This is a genomic window from Clostridium sp. Cult1 (genome assembly GCF_021655095.1).
In the GTDB taxonomy this organism is placed as follows: Bacteria; Bacillota; Clostridia; order Tissierellales; family Tepidimicrobiaceae; genus Schnuerera.
This window is the reverse complement of sequence record NZ_PPXW01000001.1, coordinates 1-20,844: the sequence shown is the minus strand read 5'-3', so window position 1 is coordinate 20,844 and position 20,844 is coordinate 1. Positions and strand designations below refer to the sequence as shown.

The 20,844-nt window shown below is 30.2% G+C and carries 20 protein-coding genes and 1 other annotated feature; all 20 genes read left to right on the top strand.

The genetic code is table 11. The annotated features are described in order from the left end of the window. The first annotated feature begins 3 nt into the window (after window positions 1-3). Window positions 4-1,191 carry a sporulation protein YqfD gene (yqfD, locus tag C3E89_RS00100; protein WP_236910483.1) on the top strand — a complete coding sequence of 396 codons (1,188 nt, stop codon included), beginning with the start codon at window positions 4-6 and terminating at the stop codon, window positions 1,189-1,191. A 16-nt stretch (window positions 1,192-1,207) separates the two neighbouring features. Further along, window positions 1,208-2,170, top strand: coding sequence for a PhoH family protein (locus C3E89_RS00095; protein ID WP_236910482.1), 963 nt, complete (start codon window positions 1,208-1,210; stop codon window positions 2,168-2,170). A gap of 21 nt (window positions 2,171-2,191) precedes the next feature. Beyond that, on the top strand, window positions 2,192-4,279 hold the full coding sequence (locus C3E89_RS00090) for an HD family phosphohydrolase (protein WP_236910481.1): 2,088 nt from the start codon (window positions 2,192-2,194) through the stop codon (window positions 4,277-4,279). A gap of 4 nt (window positions 4,280-4,283) precedes the next feature. Beyond that, a complete protein-coding gene (ybeY, locus tag C3E89_RS00085; RefSeq protein ID WP_236910480.1) occupies window positions 4,284-4,748 on the top strand; it encodes an rRNA maturation RNase YbeY in 465 nt (154 codons plus the stop codon). A gap of 7 nt (window positions 4,749-4,755) precedes the next feature. Next, on the top strand, window positions 4,756-5,460 hold the full coding sequence (locus C3E89_RS00080; protein ID WP_236910479.1) for a diacylglycerol kinase: 705 nt from the start codon (window positions 4,756-4,758) through the stop codon (window positions 5,458-5,460). An 11-nt stretch (window positions 5,461-5,471) separates the two neighbouring features. Further along, entirely contained in the window at window positions 5,472-6,527 is a 1,056-nt protein-coding gene (locus tag C3E89_RS00075) for a DUF3048 domain-containing protein (RefSeq protein WP_236910478.1), read from the top strand. 27 nt (window positions 6,528-6,554) lie between these two features. Beyond that, window positions 6,555-6,947 (top strand): cytidine deaminase, encoded by a 393-nt coding sequence (locus C3E89_RS00070; RefSeq protein WP_336512926.1) that lies wholly within the window; start codon window positions 6,555-6,557, stop codon window positions 6,945-6,947. A 16-nt stretch (window positions 6,948-6,963) separates the two neighbouring features. After that, window positions 6,964-7,848: a GTPase Era gene (era, locus tag C3E89_RS00065; RefSeq protein ID WP_236910477.1), complete on the top strand. Its 885-nt coding sequence runs from the start codon at window positions 6,964-6,966 to the stop codon at window positions 7,846-7,848. Window positions 7,849-7,864: 16 nt separating this feature from the next. Further along, entirely contained in the window at window positions 7,865-8,650 is a 786-nt protein-coding gene (gene recO, locus C3E89_RS00060) for a DNA repair protein RecO (RefSeq protein WP_236910476.1), read from the top strand. Continuing rightward, on the top strand, window positions 8,625-9,065 hold the full coding sequence (locus C3E89_RS00055) for a DUF4342 domain-containing protein (RefSeq protein WP_236910475.1): 441 nt from the start codon (window positions 8,625-8,627) through the stop codon (window positions 9,063-9,065). The genes recO and C3E89_RS00055 overlap by 26 nt, the downstream gene beginning before the upstream one ends. Before the next feature lie 62 nt (window positions 9,066-9,127). After that, window positions 9,128-9,296 (top strand) — a binding site (T-box leader). 54 nt (window positions 9,297-9,350) lie between these two features. Continuing rightward, on the top strand, window positions 9,351-10,226 hold the full coding sequence (gene glyQ, locus C3E89_RS00050; RefSeq protein WP_236910474.1) for a glycine--tRNA ligase subunit alpha: 876 nt from the start codon (window positions 9,351-9,353) through the stop codon (window positions 10,224-10,226). Between the two features lies 1 nt (window position 10,227). Further along, entirely contained in the window at window positions 10,228-12,306 is a 2,079-nt protein-coding gene (glyS, locus tag C3E89_RS00045) for a glycine--tRNA ligase subunit beta (RefSeq protein ID WP_236910473.1), read from the top strand. Between the two features lie 47 nt (window positions 12,307-12,353). Then, window positions 12,354-12,989: a helix-turn-helix transcriptional regulator gene (locus tag C3E89_RS00040; RefSeq protein WP_336512949.1), complete on the top strand. Its 636-nt coding sequence runs from the start codon at window positions 12,354-12,356 to the stop codon at window positions 12,987-12,989. A gap of 10 nt (window positions 12,990-12,999) precedes the next feature. Next, window positions 13,000-13,827, top strand: coding sequence for a pyruvate, water dikinase regulatory protein (locus tag C3E89_RS00035; protein ID WP_236910471.1), 828 nt, complete (start codon window positions 13,000-13,002; stop codon window positions 13,825-13,827). A gap of 141 nt (window positions 13,828-13,968) precedes the next feature. Next, window positions 13,969-14,982, top strand: coding sequence for a deoxyguanosinetriphosphate triphosphohydrolase (locus C3E89_RS00030; RefSeq protein WP_236910470.1), 1,014 nt, complete (start codon window positions 13,969-13,971; stop codon window positions 14,980-14,982). 83 nt (window positions 14,983-15,065) lie between these two features. Then, window positions 15,066-16,907, top strand: a complete 1,842-nt coding sequence (dnaG, locus tag C3E89_RS00025; protein ID WP_236910469.1) for a DNA primase — start codon at window positions 15,066-15,068, stop codon at window positions 16,905-16,907. Between the two features lie 114 nt (window positions 16,908-17,021). Continuing rightward, window positions 17,022-18,053 (top strand): RNA polymerase sigma factor RpoD, encoded by a 1,032-nt coding sequence (rpoD, locus tag C3E89_RS00020; RefSeq protein ID WP_442870602.1) that lies wholly within the window; start codon window positions 17,022-17,024, stop codon window positions 18,051-18,053. 62 nt (window positions 18,054-18,115) lie between these two features. Beyond that, entirely contained in the window at window positions 18,116-18,823 is a 708-nt protein-coding gene (locus C3E89_RS00015) for a tRNA (adenine(22)-N(1))-methyltransferase (RefSeq protein WP_236910468.1), read from the top strand. Beyond that, the gene (locus C3E89_RS00010; protein WP_236910467.1) at window positions 18,792-19,901 is read left to right on the top strand and encodes a Nif3-like dinuclear metal center hexameric protein; all 1,110 of its coding nucleotides are present in this window, start codon (window positions 18,792-18,794) and stop codon (window positions 19,899-19,901) included. Before C3E89_RS00015 ends, C3E89_RS00010 begins: the two co-directional genes overlap by 32 nt. A gap of 19 nt (window positions 19,902-19,920) precedes the next feature. Then, a complete protein-coding gene (locus C3E89_RS00005; RefSeq protein ID WP_236910466.1) occupies window positions 19,921-20,631 on the top strand; it encodes a zinc ribbon domain-containing protein in 711 nt (236 codons plus the stop codon). The last annotated feature ends 213 nt before the right edge of the window (window positions 20,632-20,844 follow it).

Sequence of the window (20,844 nt, the reverse complement as noted above, 5' to 3'; positions counted from 1 at the left end):
GTTATGGATGTTATAAAGACGTGGAATTTTTTAAAGGGATATGTTATTATTAAGGTTGAAGGGTTGACTTTAGAAAGGTTTTTAAACTTAGCTGCTACCAAGGATATATATTTATGGGATATCAATAGAGTAGGATATACAACCTTGGAAATGAAAGCTACAATACAAGGGTTTAAGGCATTAAAGGAAATAGTCAAAAGAGTAGGATGCAGGGTAGAGATAGTAGATAAAAGAGGACTTCCATTCATTCTATATAGGCTTAAACATAGGAAGATGCTTGCTTTTGGTTTCTTTATTTTTATAGGAGTAATTATTTTTTTGTCTTCTTTAATATGGAATATTGAAGTTATAGGAAATGAAAAGGTAAGGACAGAAGATATTTTAAAAGTATTGGAAAAAGAAGAGATAAAAAATGGTATAATAAAATATAAAATAGATAAAGATTATACAAAGCATTTATTATTAAATGAATTCGATACCTTTTCCTTTTTATCTATAGAAATTAAAGGAACAAAATTGATAATAGAAGTAAAGGAACAGGACTTACCACCAGAAAAAATCGACATGGACGCACCTTGCCATATAATTGCAACTAAAAAAGGAGTAATAGTTAAAGCCATTGCTAAAAATGGAAAAGCGATAGTAAGAAAAGGAGATGTAGTAAAAAAAGGACAGATCTTAATAACTGGCTCTATATCTGATGAATATTCAGAAGAACAGATATTGGTCCATGCAGAGGGAGAAGTTTTAGCAAAAACCGTATATAATTATAGGTTAGACGAACCAATAGTTAAAACAATCAAAGAAGAAACAGGAAGAGTATACGAAAGGCGAGAATTAAAAGTTGGACAAAAAGGAATTCAATTTTCCAAAGGGGAAATTCCTTATAAAGATTATATTGAAGAGGTAAAAGAAGTAAAATTATTTAATGTGGACGTGGATTTACCAATAAAAATATTAGTTCATCAGTTTAAAGAAGTAGAAAAAAAAGAGTTGAAGCAGAATATTGATTTTTTAAAACAATCTACCCATATTAAAGCTGTTGAAGAATTGAATAAACAATTACCAGAAAATGTTCAAATAGAATCTAAGGATGTAAAATACTATGTGAAAGATGGTATATTATCAACTTATGTAACTTTAGAAGTAATTGAAGATATTGGACAAAAAGCAGTTATTAACATGAATTAAGGGAGGATAAAAAAGTTTGGGAAAAATACAAGAAGAAAGACAGATATATATTGAAGATACCCAACTAATTTCTCAATTATTTGGCGATCTTGATGAAAATGTTAAAATAATTGAAAAAGAATTAGGAGTAGGTATTTTATTAAGGGATGGCAGTATTATAGTAAAGGGAGATAGACTTTCTGTTGAATTAGGTGAAAGGCTGATTTATAAATTAGCAGAAATAATTAATAGTCAAAAGAAATTAACTAAACAAGAACTACGATATACAATCCAACTTATACTAGAAGGAAAAGAAGAAAGAGTTAAAGATCTATTAAAAGATGTGGTTTGTATTACTGCATCGGGTAAAAGTATAAAACCTAAAACATTAGGTCAAAAAAGATATGTAGACGGAATAAAAAACAACGATGTAGTATTTGGAATAGGGCCAGCAGGTACAGGTAAAACTTACTTGGCTATGGCTATGGCAGTTAATGCATTTAAAAATAAAGAGGTAAATAGAATTATTTTAACTAGACCGGCTGTTGAAGCAGGAGAAAGCCTTGGTTTTCTTCCTGGAGATTTGCAAGAGAAAGTAGATCCTTATTTGAGACCAATTTATGATGCATTATTTGATATATTAGGTGCTGAAGCTTATTTGAAATTAATGGAAAAAAACCTAATAGAAGTAGCACCTTTAGCCTATATGCGAGGAAGGACTTTAGACTCTGCCTATGTAATATTAGATGAAGCACAAAATACTACTAATGAGCAGATGAAGATGTTTTTAACGAGGTTAGGTTTTGGTTCAAAAGCCATAATAACTGGAGATATTACACAAATTGACCTGTCTAAAGGCAGAACTTCAGGTTTAGTAACAGTGTCAAAAATACTTTCTAATGTTGAAGGAATTGATTTTGTATATTTATCTAAATATGATATAGTTAGACATCCGTTAGTGCAAAAGATAATTGAAGCTTATGAAAAATATGAAAAGTAGATAAATGGGGGGTTAATCCCAATGGATAAAAAGACAAAAAAAATTAAAGATAGCTCTAGATTTCCAACTCTGAATATTAGGAAGAACAAACTATATTTTAATGGGATTTTAATATTGGTTTTCACAATAATACTTTTTTTTATAATAATTCAAAAAGTAGAGACAAAAAGGATTAATGTGAAAATTGGAGATGCAGCACCTTTGGAAATAAGAGCAACAAAGGATATTGTTGATGAATATGCTACTGAACAATTGAAAAAGGAAGTTGCTAAGAGGGTAGAACCAAGATATAGATTAAGCCCTTCTGTACAAATGACTATGAAAACAACTATAAAGGAATTCTTCGATATGGTTAAAGAACTTCAACTAGATGATAGTGTTGGTATTGGCAAAAAGACTGATATATTGATAGAAGAATCTAGAATACCTCTTTCAAGAAATGAATATCAAATAGCATTAAAAATGGAATCAGATGAATTAAATAGTTTTGAAAGTATTATTAATGATTTAATAAATCAGATAATGGGTGCTGGCATAAAGGAAGAAGAATTGGAATACGAAAAAGAAAATATTGAGAAAACATTTGAATCTATAGATATTAGCGATAATAAAAAAGAACTGGGTATCTCTCTCATTAATAATACAATTCAACCTAATAAATTTGTTGATGAAGAAGCAACTAAACGTAGAATAGATGAAGAAGTAGAAAAAATTGAACCAGTAATAATAAAAGAACATCAGGTAATTGTAAGAAAAGGGGACATTATTGATAGTAATAAATTAGATATAATTAAAGAATTAGGCCTTTTAAAAGAGAAAGAAGGATATGATAAAAGGACTGTATTAGGGATAATTACCCTAATATTATTGTTAGAAACAGTAGTTTTTGGACATGTTTTTCTCTTTAATTCGGAAATATTAGATGGAAATAAATTCTTGATACTTCTTATAATTATAACAGCTCTAATATTAATATCTCAAGGAATACACAATATTACTCCTTTTATAATGCCGGTATCGGCAGGAGCTTTGCTTATAGCTATATTATTTGATATAAGATTATCCATAGTAGTCAATATATTTATGGTTTTTATATTAAGTTTTATATTGAAACTAGACGATACGTTAATGACCATGTATTTAATAAGTGGTAGTATAGGTGCATTTTTAGCAACACGACAGCAACAAAGATATAATATTTTTATAAGCGGTTTATTGATTGGAGTATTCAACTTATTGACCATTTTATCCTTTGGATTAATTAAAAAATTGGAACTGATGGATATTTTGATAAAGGGTGGATATGGACTTCTAAACGGAATGTTTTGTGCAGTTTTAACCATTGGAACTTTACCTATTTGGGAGAATATATTTGAAGTATTAACCCCTTTAAAATTATTAGAGTTATCTAATCCTAATCAGCCATTATTAAAAAGATTATTAATTGAGGCTCCTGGAACTTATCACCATAGTATTATAGTAGGAAATTTAAGTGAAAGGGCTGCAGAAGTGGTAAGGGCTGATCCATTAATATCTAGAGTAGGCGCTTATTATCATGATATAGGAAAACTTAGCAGACCTTATTTCTTTAAAGAAAATCAATTGGGAGCAGACAACCCTCATGATAAATTGAAACCCAATATGAGTACTTTAATAATCACTAATCATGTAAAAGATGGAATAGCTTTAGGTAAGAAAAACAGACTGCCTAAAGAAATAATTAACATTATAGCTCAGCATCATGGAGATACTATAGTTTCATATTTTTATTATAAGGCAAAAGAAAATGGGTCATCGGAAGTTAATATAGAAGATTTTAGATATCCAGGGCCTAAACCTCAAACTAAGGAAGCAGCCATAGTCATGTTGGCCGATTCAACTGAAGCAGCAGTAAGATCCATAAAAGAGCCTACAAAAAAGAATATAGAAGAGATGATTAGAAATATAATTAATGGGAAATTAGAAGATGGTCAGCTAGAGGAATGTGATTTGACCTTGAAAAATTTAAATGCAATTGCCAATGCTTTTTCATCAGTTATGATGGGAATTTATCATGAAAGGATAGAATATCCTAATTTAGATTTAGCCAAGGAAAAAGGAGATGCTTAAAATTATGGAATTGTATATAGATAATAGACAGGAGAAGGTAGAATTAGATGAAGATATTTTTGATATTATTGAAAAAACCATTGAAGAGACTTTATTACTTGAGGGGAAATCTTTTAACTATGAAATCAGTTTAACTTTTGTAAACAATGAAGAGATTAGGGAATTAAATAAAAAGTATAGAAATATTGATAGGGAAACAGATGTCCTTTCCTTCCCTTTAGAACAGGATGAATCTTTGTTCCCTATGCCTATGTTAGGAGATATTGTAATATCTGCAGAGAAAGCCTTAGAGCAATCAATTGAATATGGACATTCCTTTGTTAGGGAGATAGCTTATTTAACTGCTCATAGTATGTTGCATTTACTAGGTTATGATCATATGAATGAAACAGAGAAGCAGATTATGCGAAAGAAGGAAAAAAATGTAATGAAAAAACTTAATATATTTAGAAATGGAAGGGAAGATTAGTTATAAAATGAAATCGAGAAGTCTAATAGAAAGCTTCAATTATGCAGTTTCTGGTATTATATATACTTTAAAAACTGAAAAAAACATGAGGGTTCATTTTGTAATAGCTACCATTGTTGTAGTTTTAAGTTTATTTTTTGATTTTACTAGACTGGAACTATTGATCTTATTTTTTTCAATAGCATTGGTACTAATTACGGAAATGATAAATACAGCAATTGAGAGAGTTGTAGACTTGATAACGGAAGACTTTCATCCATTAGCCCGTTTGGCAAAGGATATTGCTGCAGGAGGAGTACTAATAGCTGCTCTTAACTCATTAGTGGTAGGTTACTTGTTATTTTTTGATAGACTTAATCCCTTAACAAACTTAGTATTGTTTAAGATAAAAAACTCTTCTGTCCATTTAACTTTTATTGCTTTAGTATTGGTTATATTATTTACTATAGCTTTAAAGACAAAATATTATAGAGGCAGGGGTACTCCTTTCCAAGGTGGAACCGTAAGTGGTCATGCTGCTGTTTCTTTTTGTATAGCAACTATAATAGCTTTCATAGCTAATAATATGCTGGTTTCTACCCTTTCTTATTTTATGGCTTTTCTTGTTGGTGAAAGTAGAATAGAAGGTAGAATACACAGCCTAATGGAAGTAGTGCTTGGTGGATTATTAGGTACATTAGTTGGCATACTAGTATTTCAAATAATCGGGTAATGGAGGAGAATATGAAGACTAACAAAATTTTCATTATTTTAACTATTTTATCATTGCTATTATTATCTAGTTGTAGAAAAGAAAATATAAGAGATATAGAAGATGAAGTTATAGAAAAAGGAGAAACAATAGAAGAGGAGAATATTGTTGAAGAACCTATTATAAAAGAAGGAATACCATCTCCATTGAGCGGAATATATGCATTAGAAAATAAAATAAACAGAAGACCGGTTGCTGTTATGTATGATAATCATCCTAAGGCTAGATGGCAATCAGGATTATCTAAAGCAGAAATTATATATGAATTTATGGTGGAAGCTCCATATACAAGATATATGGCTATTTTTTTAATAAATGATCCTGAATCTATTGGCCCCATCAGATCTTCAAGACCTTATTTTGTTACAACTCTATTAGAGTATGATCCTGTATACGTAAGGGTAGGAGGAAGTGTACAAGCAAAACAAGATATTATTAATTTAAAGATTGCCGATATTGATGGGCTTTCCTGTTCAAATAAAGTATTATGGAAGAACAAAGAGGTAAATAAGAGAGCACCCCATAATACTTATACTAGTATGGAGGCTATTAGAAATACTCAATCGGAAAAAGGATACCGAGAAACAGGAGAATACGAAGGGTTTAAATTTCATGAAAACGATACAGATATCGAAGGCTTTTCAGCTAATGAGATAATGATAAATTATTTTAAAGGGAATTCTACCATGTATTCTTATAGTTTAGACGAGAAAGTTTATTATCGTAAAAAAGATGGAGCTAGTCATATAGATGAGTTTGATAAATCACCTATTACTGCAAAGAATATTATAATACAAGAAGCAAAGACTAAAGTAATAGATAATGAAGGAAGACTTTCTATAGATTTAATAGGTGAAGGAAAGGGTAAATATATAACAAATGGTAAAGGGATAGACATTAAATGGATAAAGAATTCGAGAAATAGTAAAACTTATTTCTACGATGAATTTGATAAAGAGATAGTACTAAATCCTGGGGTAACTTGGATACAAGTTGTAAATGTAAACCCAGATTTAAGTATTGAATAATCTATAGGTAGACAAGAGGTGGTTTTAGTGGATAAAAAATATTTAATTAGAAAAGCTTTTGAGGCACAGAAAATGGCCTATGTGCCCTATTCTAAGTATAAAGTAGGTGCGGCCTTGTTAACAGAGGATGGAGAAATTTTTACAGGTTGCAATATAGAAATAGCGTCCTATTCTCCTACTTTATGTGCAGAAAGAACTGCTATTTTTAAGGCAGTATCTGAAGGACATAAAAAAATTAAAGCTATAGCAGTTGTAGGAGATTCTGAATTTACCTATCCTTGTGGAGTATGTAGACAGGTAATTAGGGAGTTTGGTAAAGATGCAACCATTATTATTGCTAATTCAGAGGAGAATTTCAAGGAATACGCATTAGATGATTTATTACCCCATAGTTTTGGACCAGAGGACTTAGAAGATTAGGAGTAGGAGTGATTGAATGTATAAATCCGGTTTTGTTACAGTAATAGGTAGACCAAATGTTGGTAAATCAACGCTTTTGAACTATATAATTGGAGAAAAAATTTCTATAATATCTAATAAACCTCAAACCACTAGAAATAAAATCCAATTAGTCTATACTGAACCTGAATTCCAGATTATATTTTTAGATACACCAGGAATTCAAATGCCTAAGAATAAGTTAGGGGAGTATATGTTAAAAGTTTCTAAAGAGACTTTAGATGAAGTAGATATAGTTACATTTATGGTAGATGAAAGCTTAGAAACAGGTAAGCTAGATAGTTATATAATTGAAGAACTAAAAACCATAAAAACACCTATAATATTACTAATAAACAAGATTGACAAGTTAAGTAATGAAGAGATTAATCAATTAATATTAAAATATAAAGAAATGGATATGTTTGAGGAAATCATCCCTATATCAGCGATGAATGGGGAAAATATTAAAATTTATATAGATTCCATTAGAAATTTTTTACCAGAAGGTCCTCAGTATTTTCCTGAAGACATGATTACAGATCAACCTGAAAGGTTTATTATATCTGAAATTATTAGAGAAAAAGCATTGGAAAATTTACAGGAAGAAGTGCCTCATGGAATATTTGTTTCTATAGAACAAATAAGTGAGAGAGAAGAAAAAAATTTAATAGATGTTCATGCCGTCATATACTGTGAAAAGGAATCTCATAAAGGTATAATAATTGGAAAAGGTGGAAGAATGCTAAAAGAAATTGGAAAAAATGCAAGGATAGATTTAGAAAAATTGCTAGGTAGTCAAGTAAATTTGCAATTATGGGTAAAGGTTGAGAAAAACTGGAGAGAAAAAGAAGGTAAAGTAAGATATTTCGGTTATAAATAGGAAGGTAGTAATAAATATGTATACAAAAACTGAAGGAATAGTTATAAAGGAGCTTCGATTTAAAGAAACTAGTAAGATACTAACTATATTTACAAAAAAACATGGAAAAATTCATGCTATGGCAAGGGGAGCCTATAGACCAAAAAGCAAACTAATAGCAAATACCCAGCCTTTTTCCTATAACGATTATTATCTTTTTAAAGGTAGAAATTTCTATTATATCAACCAAGGTGATATAATAGATTCGTTCTATCCAATTAGAGAAAATATTCATAGGATGATGTATGGATCCTATCTGTTAGAGTTAGTAGATTTGTCTATACTAGAAGAAGAGGAAAATGAGAAGGTTTTTTTACTATTAGCCAAAGGTTTGAATGTTTTGTCTAAACTAAAAGATGATTATCAGAAGTTTGTGCTCTCCTATGAGTTAAAATTTATTTCTTTTTTAGGTTATAAGCCTTCTTTAGAAGAGTGTGCAATATGTGGAAGAAAAAGAGGTTCTAGTTTCAAATTTAGCATAGATAAAGGAGGGATTATTTGTCCTAGTTGTTTTACCATAGAACCTTATTGTGAAAATATGGATATTTCTATGTATAAAGCAATGAAAACCTTGTTATATACATCTTTGGACAAGTTATCTTCTATCAAAATTCCTAAAGATACTATGTTTAAATTACATGAGATTATGGCAAAATACATATTAAATAAAATAGAAAGAAATCAATTTAATTCTTTAAATATTTTAAATTCAATGAATAATAATGGAGGCGAGTTAAATGGATATTTCTCTAGAAAAGGTTGATATGGTAGTTGATAGAACAGGTGTAACTTTTGCAGAAGCTAAGGAGGCATTGGAAAAGACAGATGGAGATGTGGTGGATGCAATTATATTAATCGAAAAAAGTCGAACTTCTTGGTCTGATGATGTGGCTGATAGAGGCCATCAAATGATCGATAAAGTAAAGGAATTATTAAGAAAGGGCAATGTAACTAAGATTACTGTAAAGAAAGATGGAGAAATTTTGATGAATATTCCGGTAACAGCAGCAGCTTTAGGTAGTATTATATCTGTGCCTTTGGCTTTGATAGGACTAGGTAGTGCTATAATATCAAAATGTACAATTGAAGTTCTTAAAGAAGATGGAGAAGTAATTAATATAAATAATTTAGTGGTAAAAAATATAGATAACAATAAGTATGATTCAGAAGACCAATAGATATCTTATTGACAATTTTATGATTTTTTGCTAGATTATAATCTATATAGAAAATCTAAATAGACTATGCAATGAGGAAGATAAAGATCAGTATATTTATGAAAGCGAGTTAGGGATGGTGAAAGCCTAGTATAGTGATATTGATGAAAGGCACTTCTGAGCATACTTAAGAGAGAATACCTTCAGGTATTAAATAGGGTGGAACCGCGGAAGTAACCTTTCGTCCCTATAGGGATGTAAAGGTTTTTTGTTGGTTTTTAATTAGCAAATAAGGAGGTTAAGTTTATGTATTTTCAGGATTTAATGCTGAAATTACTAGAGTTTTGGGGAAGCAAAGGTTGCACAATATTAGAACCATATGATGTAGAAAAAGGTGCGGGAACTATGAGCCCTCATACATTTTTGAAGGCATTAGGACCAGAACCTTGGGAAGTAGTATATGTAGAGCCATCTAGAAGGCCAGCGGATGCTAGATATGGAGAAAATCCACATAGGGTATATCAACATCATCAACTTCAAGTAATATTAAAACCATCTCCAGAGGATGTTCAAGATATCTATTTAGACAGTCTAAGGGCTATAGGGATAGACCCTTTAAAACATGATATTCGGTTTGTGGAAGATAATTGGGAAGCGCCCACATTAGGAGCCTGGGGGTTAGGTTGGGAAGTATGGCTAGACGGTATGGAAATCACACAATTTACCTATTTCCAACAGGTAGGTAGTATTAATTGCCATTTAGAATCTGCAGAATTAACTTATGGACTAGAAAGGATAGCCATGTATCTTCAAGATGTTGACGATATATTCCATATAAAATGGAATGAAAATATTACCTATGGGGATATATTTAGAAAACCGGAATATGAACATTCTGTATATAGTTTTGAAAAAGCCAATATAGAAACATTAAAAAATCTTTTTGATATATATGAAGAAGAAGCTAAAAATATTATAGAAGAAGGATTAGTATTGCCTAGCTACGATTATGTCTTAAAATGTTCTCATACCTTTAATGTTTTAGATGCAAGAGGAGCAATAAGTGTAACGGAAAGAACTCATTATATTAGTAGAGTTCGAAATCTTGCTAAACTAGTTGCATCTAAATACATAGATCAAAGAGAAGAATTAGGATATCCTCTAGTAAAGGAGGAGATGTAAAATGGGTAGCAAATATTTATTAGAGATAGGAGTAGAAGAACTTCCAGCAAGATTTATTAATGGAGCATTAAATCAATTAAAAGAAAATACAGAAAAGATGTTGGAAGATGAAAGAATTGAATATGCTAGTATGGAGACCTATGCTACTCCAAGAAGGTTGGTTTTGATTATCCATGAATTATGTGAGAAACAACTTACTTTAAAAGAAACTATAAAAGGGCCAGCAAGAAAAATTGCTTATGACGATGAGGGCAATCCAACGAAGGCTTTGCAAGGGTTTATGAGAGGGCAAGGTATTAGTATAGAACAAACTTTCCTAGATGAATATAATGGAGAAGAATATGTATATGCTAATGTTGTTAAAGAGGGAAAAGATACATTTATTGTACTGTCAAATAATATGGCAGCTATAATAAAATCTATAGTATTTCCTAAATCTATGAAATGGGGTGGGAAAAACTTAAGATTTGCTAGACCAATTAGATGGATAGTATCTATATTAAACGATAAAGTAGTACCTTTTGAATTAGAAGGAATAAAGGTAGATAAGATAACTAAAGGTCATAGATTTTTAGGAAGTGATAGAATTGAAATCAATTCTGTAGAAGAGTATTTTAATAAATTAGAAGAGAATTATGTTTTAGTAGATCAAAACAAGAGGAGAGAAATAATAAAATATGGTTCAGAAAGGTTAGCAAAAGAAAAAGGAGGCAATGTTCTTTTTGATAAGGATTTATTAGATGAAGTAACTTATATTGTTGAATATCCAACCCCTATTATTGGAAGAATAGAGGATGAATATTTAAGCTTGCCAGAGGAAGTAATTATTACTCCTATGAAAGAACATTTAAGATTTTTCCCTGTTGTAAATGATAAAAATCGACTACTACCTTATTTTATTACAGTTAGAAATGGAAATGAAGAACATATAGAAATGGTTATTAAAGGAAATGAGAAGGTATTAGGGGCTAGATTAGAAGATGCAAAATTCTTCTATTATGATGATATTAAAAATCCCCTAGAAGATTATGTAGAAAAATTGAAAAAGATTGTATTCCAAGAAAAGTTAGGAACTCTATATGATAAGACCGTCAGAATACAAGAATTGGCTAAGAAGATAGGTGATTATTTAGAAGTTGGAGAAGAAACCCAGAAAAATATTGAAAGAGCAGCTTATCTATCAAAAGCTGATTTAGTAACTAAGATGGTAGATGAGTTTACTGAATTACAAGGCAGAATGGGGATGGAATATGCAAAACATGCTGGTGAGAATGAAATTGTAAGTACTGCCATATACGAACAGTATTTACCTAGATTTGCTGATGATGAGCTTCCAACTACTACAGCTGGATCCATCCTAAGTATTGCAGATAAATTAGATACTATAGCTGGCTCCTTTGCTATAGGAATACAGCCAACAGGTTCTCAAGACCCTTATGGTCTTAGAAGGCAAGCCTTAGGGATTATAAATATTATTTTAGATAAAAGACTAAATTTAGCTTTGGGAGAATTAATAGATTCTGCTCTTTATATTTTTGTAGAGGAACTTGGCCTTGTATTTGATTATTCCAGTGTGAAAAATGAAATATTAGATTTCTTCAATGGAAGGATTAAAAATCTATTTAGTGATATTGGAATAAGATATGATATAATTAACGGAGTAATAAGTACTGGAATTGACAATGTTTATGATTTAAAGATTAGAGCTGATAAATTAAATCAATACCTTGAGGAAGACGGATTGACAGAGGTTTTGTTTACTTTTAATAGAGTTATAAATTTAGCGGAAAAGTCTATTTCAACAGAAGTTAAAAGGGATTTACTAGTTGAAGAAGAGGAAATAGAATTATATGAGGCCTTTAATGATATTGAAGAAAAGGTTTTAAATTGTCTAGATAAGAAAGAATATGATAAAGCTTTAGAACAATTTATAGGTTTGAAAGGTCCAGTTGATAAATTCTTTGAACATGTTATGGTTATGGTTGAAGAAGATGACTTAAGGGAAAATAGGTTAAGTTTATTGGGTAAAATCTCTGAAACAATGCTATTAATCTGTGATCTATCCAAATTAGTAAAATAAGCCCAAGTATTTGGGCTTTTTTCCAATAGCAAAGGGGTGTGATTCAAATCCAATTAAGTGAGAGACAAGAAAAAATTATCGATATAGTTAAAGCTAATGAGCCTATTACCAGTGAGAATATTGCAAAAACTCTTAAATTAACTAGAGCAACCCTTAGACCGGATTTAGCTATACTTACCATGTCAGGCATTTTGGATGCAAGACCGAAGGTAGGATATTTTTATACTGGCAAAACTACTTTTAGTTTTATATCGGAAAAAATTCAGTCAATAAAAGTAGCAGAAAGAAAATCTGTTCCAATTATAGTAGATGAACAAACAAGCATTTATGATGGGATAGTAACCATATTTATAGAAGATACTAGTACGATATTTGTTACCTCAAATGGATATCTTTCTGGAGTTGTATCTAGAAAGGATTTTCTAAAAAATGCCATAGGAGGGCTAAATTTAAATAATACGCCTATAGCTGTAATTATGACGCGAATGCCAAATATTATCGTGACAACCCCAGAAGAAAGCGTCCTTGATGCAGCGATTAAATTAATTGAACATGAGATAGACAGTCTACCCGTAGTAGAAGAACTTACTCTTGATGATGGTGATAAGGTATTTAAAATAGTAGGAAGAATTACTAAAACTACCATTACTAGACTTTTTGTCGAGTTGGGAAATAATGAATAGGGGGTACATTATGGAAAATAATATTACAATATATGTACTGTCTGACTCTATTGGAGAAACTGGAGAGCAAGTAGCCAGAGCGGCAGTAAGTCAATTTAACCCAGAAAAATATGAATTACGAAGATTTCCATATATAACAGTAGAAGATCAAATATTAGAAGTATTTGAAGAAGCAAAAGATGAAAGAAGTATTATAATCTATACTATAGTAATAGAGAAACTTAGAAATTTTGTCATTAGAATGGGTAAACAATATAATATTCCTGTAGTAGATTTGATGACTCCAACTTTAAATGCCCTGGAAACAGTATTAGGATACGAACCAAAAAGGGAATCAGGCCTTATAAGAAAACTAGATGAAAAATATTTTAGAAAAGTTGAGGCAGTAGAATTTGCAGTAAAATATGATGATGGAAAGGATACTCGGGGAATTAAAAAGGCTGATATAGTCTTGGTAGGAGTTTCAAGAACTTCAAAAACACCTCTAAGCATGTATTTAGCTCATAAACATTTCAAGGTAGCAAATGTACCTTTGGTGCCAGAAGTGCCTGCACCTAATGAATTATTCGAAAAAGATGTGAAGAGAGTCTTTGGACTTATTGCCAACCCTTTTAAACTAAATGAGATACGCCAGGAAAGATTGAAATCCTTAGGTTTGAACAATAATGCTAATTATGCAAGTATAGAAAGAATAAACTTAGAACTTGAATATTCTAAGAAAATAATGGAAAAACTAAATTGTGCAGTGATAGATGTTTCTAATAAGGCAGTAGAAGAAACGGCAGGAATAGTAATAGACTATATGAAGAAGAACTTTGGAGAAAAAATGTTAGACTAGAAGTGTTGTATATACAACACTTCTTTTATTCCATATTGTAAAAGTAAAAAATTTAAAAAACTTTCTAATTATTGAAGGATTATGGGAACTTATGTTGTATATATATATCAATACTAATTTTATTTAAATGGGGTATATAATATGTACATTAGAGTTCATATTGAAAAACTAGAACAGAGCACCTTATCTCAATATGCATCCTTAAGCCAAAATACAAAAGGAAGAGTAATGGAAGAGGAAAGGTGTAATATTAGAACTGAATATCAAAGGGATAGAGATAGGATAATCCATTCAAAATCCTTTAGAAGATTAAAACATAAAACTCAAGTCTTTATAGCTCCAGAAGGCGATCATTATAGAACAAGATTAACCCATACTTTGGAAGTTGCTCAAATATCTAGGACTTTAGCTAGAGCATTAAGATTAAATGAAGATTTAGTTGAAGCAATAGCTTTAGCTCATGACCTTGGCCATACTCCCTTTGGACATACTGGAGAAAATATATTGGATAAACTGCATCCTAGTGGATTTAATCATAATAAACAGAGTTTAAAAGTGGTAGATCGTCTAGAACATACTGAATCAAGAAAAGGTTTAAACTTAACTTATGAAGTGAGAGATGGTATTTTAAAGCATACAGGTGAAGAAAAACCTGAGACATTAGAAGGGGATATTGTAAGGATAGCTGATAGAATTGCCTATATTAATCATGATATTGATGATGCTATAAGGGCTAATATAATTAAGATTGAAGAATTACCAATAGATTGTATTAAAAGATTGGGAAAATATCATGGAGAAAGAATAAATTCCATGATTGTAGATGTTATAAAAAATAGTATTGATAGAGATAATATCTCCATGAGTGAAGAAGTAGATTTTTATACTGAAAAGTTAAGGGATTTTATGTTTAAAAGAGTATATTTAAATAAAGCTGCAAAAAGTGAAGAAGATAAGGCTAAATACATTATTGAGCAATTGTATAATTATTATATAAATAATTTTGACAAACTTCCTATAGAACATTTAGAATTATACGGAAAAGATGAACCAAAAGAAGATATAATATGTGACTATATAGCTGGGATGACCGATAGATATGCTGTTAATTTATTTAAAAAATTGTTTGTTCCAAAATCTTGGGGAAAATATTAATAAAAGAAGGATTTCCTAAATTTTTGTCGAATATTATAGAGTATTCTCTTATATTTTTTAAGAGGAAAACAAGGTGGTAATTTATGACATACAATATTAATGATGAATTAATTGAAAAAATTCATGATAGTAGTAATCTGGTTGATATAGTATCTAGGTACGTACAATTAAAAAAAACAGGGAGTAATTATGTAGGTCTGTGTCCTTTTCATAGCGAAAAAACCCCTTCCTTTACTGTATCTGAATCTAAACAGTTATTTCATTGTTTTGGATGTGGAGAAGGTGGGGATCTAATAACCTTTATTATGAAGATGGAAGGTTTATCCTTTGTGGAAGCAGTAAAACACCTAGCTGACTTACAAGGAATACCTTTAGATGACAATAATATTGACTATAAATTAAAATTAGAAAAGGACATTCTATATTCAATAAATAAGGAAGCTGCAAAGTTTTATTATTATAATTTGAATAATAGCAAAGGACCTTTAAGTTATTTAAAAAATAGAAATATTGATAGAGAAATAATAAACCAATTTGGATTAGGATATGCACCCGATAGCTGGGATAGCATAAAAAAATACTTAAAACAAAAAGGTTATAAAGAAGAGGATATAGAAAAAGCTGGTTTAGTAGGAAGAAGAAAAGACAACACTGGTTACTATGATAAATTTAGAAACAGAATAATGTTTCCAATAATAGATATTAAAGGTAGAATAATTGGTTTTGGAGGTAGAGTACTAGATAACTCAATGCCTAAGTATTTAAATTCTAAGGATACCTTGGTGTTTTCAAAAGGTTATAATCTATATGGATTAAATTTTATTAAAAGGTATTCTAAAGATAGAAGGCTAATACTAGTGGAAGGATATATGGATGTTATATCATTGTTTAAAAGTGGAATTAATTATGCTGTGGCAAGTCTTGGGACTGCCTTTACTCATGATCAGGCTAAACTACTTAAAAGATATAAGAGAGAAGTTTATATATGTTATGATTCAGATAAAGCTGGAATAAATGCAACTATAAAAGCATTAAATATATTAAGAAAAGAAGGAGTAGAACCAAAGGTAATAGTGTTGCCTATTGGACAAGATCCAGATGATTTTATAAGACAAAATGGATTTAATGAATTTAATAAGCTTATAGAAAATGCATTAAATCATATCGATTATAAAATATTGCTTAACAAACAGAGATATAATTTAAACAATCCAGAAGATAAGATTAAATTTACCAAGGAAGTATCAAAAATCTTAAGGAATCTAACAAGTCAAGTTGAAAAAGAGGTCTATATAGATAAGATATCAGAGGAAACCGGGATATCAAAAGAAGCAATTGAAAGAGAAGTAATAGGTAAAAATTCTAAAATAAATACAACTTTTTACAAGGACAAGTATATAAATGGGAGAAACAGGTATAATAAGAATAAAATAATGCCAATAAAAACCGTATTAGAACCAGCCCATTTGACTGCAGAAAAAACATTAATAAGGTTAATGATTAAGAATAGGGAATACTATTCTATAATTAAAGGTCATTTGGTGGAGGAAGATTTTTTAAACTATGAGCATAATACTTTAGCTAATATTATATTTAATGAATATGAAGATAATCCAGATTTGACAGAATTGACACCAAAACTTATAATAGATAAGTTGGGCAAAATGGAAGATATAGACCATGATTTAATAAATGAAATTATAGATATGAGTGTAGAATTTTTACCAGATGATAAAAATAAACTAATAGAGGATTTAATCGAGAGAATTAAGTATTCTAAATTGAAAATAAAAAGAAAAGAGATACTAAAAGAGATTCAACAAATTGAATCTAAAAAAGAAAAAAATGAAGGAGATGTGAAGAAATTCAGACTACTATGTTTAGAGTTAACAAAATTAGACAAGAAGTTAAAATCACATATATAAAGACTAGGAAGGGAGGGAGCTGCATTGGACCAAAAAAACAAAGCAGGTGAAAAAATAGGAAAAGAAAAATTATTAGCTGTAAAGAATTTAATAAATAAAGGCAAAAAAAATGGAATGCTAACATATAAGGAGATAATGGATGCATTAGAAGAAATTGATTTAGACCCAGATCAAATTGATGATATATATTTAAGATTAGAAGATATGGGAATAGATATTGTAGGAGAAAAAGAGGAAGATATACTCCTTGAAACTGATGATGAAACTGAAACAGATGAAACAGATATTAAAGAGGAAATTTCAGTACCAAAAGGTATAAATGTAGATGACCCTGTTAGGATGTATCTTAAGGAAATAGGAAAAATCCCATTATTAACAGCCGAAGAAGAAGTAGAATTAGCTCAAAGAATGGAAGCAGGAGATGAATTGGCTAAGAAAAAACTAGCAGAAGCCAATCTAAGGTTAGTAGTAAGTATAGCAAAAAGGTATGTTGGGAGAGGTATGCTATTTCTAGATCTAATTCAAGAAGGAAACCTTGGTTTAATGAAGGCAGTAGAAAAATTCGACTATGAAAAAGGTTTCAAATTTAGTACCTATGCTACCTGGTGGATACGTCAAGCTATAACAAGAGCTATAGCTGATCAGGCAAGAACTATACGTATACCAGTTCATATGGTGGAAACTATAAATAAGCTAGTAAGAGTTCAAAGACAATTAGTACAAGAATTAGGTAGAGATCCTACTCCTGAAGAAATTGGTAAAGAGATGAATATGGAGGTAGAAAAGGTAAGGGAGATTATGAAAATAGCCCAGGAGCCTGTATCTCTAGAAACTCCTATTGGAGAAGAAGAAGACAGCCATCTTGGGGATTTTATAGAAGATGATAATGCATTAGCACCTGCAGATGCAGCCACCTATATCATGTTAAGAGAACAATTAATAGATGTGTTAGATACCCTTACGCCTAGAGAGCAGAAAGTACTTCGGTTAAGGTTTGGATTAGATGATGGTAGAGCAAGAACTTTAGAAGAAGTGGGTAAGGAGTTTGACGTTACTAGGGAAAGAATACGACAGATAGAGGCAAAAGCTTTAAGAAAATTAAGACATCCAAGTAGAAGTAAGAAATTAAAAGATTTTCTTGAATAAATTAAAGATTCGCAAAAAAGCGAATCTTTAATTATAAAATAATATTGGAAAGGAACAAAATAATGAAATTATCTAGCAGATTACAGGCAATAGCAGATTTTGTTCCTATGAATACGATAGTAGCAGACATAGGAACTGATCATGGATATGTACCTGTATATTTAATAGAAAAAGCAATAGCAAAAAAGATAATAGCAACAGATATTAGCTGTAATTCTCTAGAAAAGATAAGTCAATATGTTAAGGATAAAAGATTTGAAAATCATATTGATATTAGGTTAGGAGATGGATTGGAAGTATTAAAACCTTTTGAAATAGATACAGTAGTAATTGCTGGTATGGGAGGCCTTCTTATTAGAGACATACTTGATAAAAATAAAAAAATAAGAGATTCTATAACAAATTTTATACTACAGCCTAATATTGCTACAGGAGAATTGAGGAAATATTTATATGATAATAATTTTGAAATAATGGATGAAAAATTGGTAAAGGAAGATAATAAATTTTATGAAATAATCTTTGCTAAAAAGGGAAAGTCATATGTAGAAGATCCTATCTACTATGAAATAGGAGAAAAATTGATTTTAAATAAGGACCCAATCTTGAAGGAGTTTTTAGAAGAAAAAATAAAAATAATAGAAAAAATATTACAGGAATTAGAAGATAAAAACACAGAGAAAAGTCAGGAAAGACGTAAAGAATTAATTGAGAAAAGCAGGGATTTAAAGGTGGTGTTTGAAAAGATTGAAAGCAATAGAAATAATTAAATTATTAGATCAATGGGCTTCACCTTATCTGATAGATAAATGGGATAATACAGGGTTTCAAATAGGAGATCCAAAGAAAGAAGTTTCAAAAATACTGATATCTTTAGACTTAGATAGAAAAGTATTTACAAAAGCAGTAAATGAAAATGCACAGATGATAATTACACATCACCCCTTAATATTTAAACCTCTAAGTAAAATAACAAAATTATCCTATAAGGAAAAATTAATCTATGATCTTATAAAGGAAGATATAGTTGTATACAATGCCCATACTAATTTAGATTTAGCAATTGGTGGCGTAAATGATGTTTTAGCAAATATACTGGGAATTAAAAATACTAAACCTATCAAGACTATTTATGAAGAATCTCTATTTAAATTGGTAGTTTTCGTTCCGAGAGACTATGCCCATTCTATTAGAAAGGTTTTAGGTGAAGCAGGTGCAGGATGGATTGGAAACTACAGTCATTGTACTTATAATATAGAAGGAACAGGTACTTTTATGCCTCTAGAAGGGACAAATCCATTTATAGGAGAAGCCTATGTAATGGAAGAAGTAGAGGAAACAAGAATAGAAACTATTGTTGAAGAAAAGAGTATAAACCATGTGATAGAGGAGATGATAAAGCATCATCCTTATGAAGAAGTGGCCTACGATATATATCCTTTAAAGAATAAGGGTAGGACCTATGGATATGGAAGAGTAGGGGAAGTGAAAGAAATATCATTGTTAAATTTTTTAAATATTATTAAGGAAGCTTTGAAAATTGAAAATGTTATAGTTTATGGTGATCAGAATAAAACTGTTAGAAAGGTTGCAGTATGCGGTGGAAGCGGTTCATCCTTTATATATGACGCTTATGCAAAGGAAGCAGATATATTTATTACAGGTGATGTAAAATATCATGATGCCCAATATGCTAATGAATTAGGTTTAATTTTAATAGATGCTGGCCATTATCATACAGAAAAGGTTATATTACCAGTGATAAAAGAATATTTAGAAGATAATATTGTAGATAAGCCTGAAATTATTGTATACGGTGAAAGCAGTCCGCCTTATGTAGTATATTAAACTATATGGAGGTTATTAAATGGGAGAAATAGAAGGTTTATGGGAACTACAAAAACACGCTAATATTCTAAAAGATATTGGTAAGAGTCTTAAAAAAATTGGTAGTGGAGATAGAATTAAATCGTTAAGTGTTAAAATAGAAGGAACAGAAAAGAGATTGTTAGATTTGGAAAGAAAAATAGAAGAAAAAGAAAATAGGCTAAATAAAGCTAATTTAGTTTTAAAAGAGTACGATAGTAAATTGCAAGAAATTGAGGAAAGTTTATATACAGGTAGTATATCGGATTTAAAACAATTGACTTTTTTAAACCAAGAAAGAGAAAATATAAAATCTAAAATAGAAGATAAAGAGATAGAGATTCTCTATTTATTAGAAGAGATGGAAGAATTAAAAAAAGAGTTTATCCTAATTAGAGAAGATTTTCAAGCTATGAGAAAAGAGTATAAGAAAGTAGTAAAAGAATGTAAGTCTATAATAGAGGAATTAAGAGATAAAGCGCTTTGTGAAAAGAAAAGGATTGAAGAAATATCCACTGTTTTAGATGAAAAATCGTTAGAAAAATATAATGAATTAACTAAAAACAGGGGAATTGCTGTAGTTGAGGTTATAGACAATAGATGTAGTGGTTGTAATATGGTTCTTCCTGCTATAATTATTGATAAATTAAAAAACAATAATTCAATATCATACTGTGAAAATTGTGATCGGATACTTTATCTAAAAAAATGATCAAATGTTAGTATTTAATGTCATAACTGGGCAATATTACACTTGAAAAAGGTTTGGATTTATGCTATATTAATAATACTTAAAAAATAGAATATAAGATGAGTAAATCGGATGATCGCGTGCTTTTGCATGAGGAAAGTCCGTGCTCCATAGGGCAGGATGCTGGATAACGTCCAGTGGGGGTGACCCTAAGGATAGTGCAACAGAAATATA

What these genes read in the sequence shown, in the direction of transcription:
- yqfD (WP_236910483.1), top strand. Translation starts at nt 4, where the DNA reads ATGGATGTTATAAAGACGTGGAATTTTTTAAAGGGATATGTTATTATT.
- C3E89_RS00090 (WP_236910481.1), top strand. Translation starts at nt 2,192, where the DNA reads ATGGATAAAAAGACAAAAAAAATTAAAGATAGCTCTAGATTTCCAACT.
- ybeY (WP_236910480.1), top strand. Translation starts at nt 4,284, where the DNA reads ATGGAATTGTATATAGATAATAGACAGGAGAAGGTAGAATTAGATGAA.
- C3E89_RS00080 (WP_236910479.1), top strand. Translation starts at nt 4,756, where the DNA reads ATGAAATCGAGAAGTCTAATAGAAAGCTTCAATTATGCAGTTTCTGGT.
- C3E89_RS00075 (WP_236910478.1), top strand. Translation starts at nt 5,472, where the DNA reads ATGAAGACTAACAAAATTTTCATTATTTTAACTATTTTATCATTGCTA.
- era (WP_236910477.1), top strand. Translation starts at nt 6,964, where the DNA reads ATGTATAAATCCGGTTTTGTTACAGTAATAGGTAGACCAAATGTTGGT.
- recO (WP_236910476.1), top strand. Translation starts at nt 7,865, where the DNA reads ATGTATACAAAAACTGAAGGAATAGTTATAAAGGAGCTTCGATTTAAA.
- C3E89_RS00055 (WP_236910475.1), top strand. Translation starts at nt 8,625, where the DNA reads ATGGATATTTCTCTAGAAAAGGTTGATATGGTAGTTGATAGAACAGGT.
- glyQ (WP_236910474.1), top strand. Translation starts at nt 9,351, where the DNA reads ATGTATTTTCAGGATTTAATGCTGAAATTACTAGAGTTTTGGGGAAGC.
- glyS (WP_236910473.1), top strand. Translation starts at nt 10,228, where the DNA reads ATGGGTAGCAAATATTTATTAGAGATAGGAGTAGAAGAACTTCCAGCA.
- C3E89_RS00035 (WP_236910471.1), top strand. Translation starts at nt 13,000, where the DNA reads ATGGAAAATAATATTACAATATATGTACTGTCTGACTCTATTGGAGAA.
- C3E89_RS00030 (WP_236910470.1), top strand. Translation starts at nt 13,969, where the DNA reads ATGTACATTAGAGTTCATATTGAAAAACTAGAACAGAGCACCTTATCT.
- dnaG (WP_236910469.1), top strand. Translation starts at nt 15,066, where the DNA reads ATGACATACAATATTAATGATGAATTAATTGAAAAAATTCATGATAGT.
- rpoD (WP_442870602.1), top strand. Translation starts at nt 17,022, where the DNA reads ATGCTAACATATAAGGAGATAATGGATGCATTAGAAGAAATTGATTTA.
- C3E89_RS00015 (WP_236910468.1), top strand. Translation starts at nt 18,116, where the DNA reads ATGAAATTATCTAGCAGATTACAGGCAATAGCAGATTTTGTTCCTATG.
- C3E89_RS00005 (WP_236910466.1), top strand. Translation starts at nt 19,921, where the DNA reads ATGGGAGAAATAGAAGGTTTATGGGAACTACAAAAACACGCTAATATT.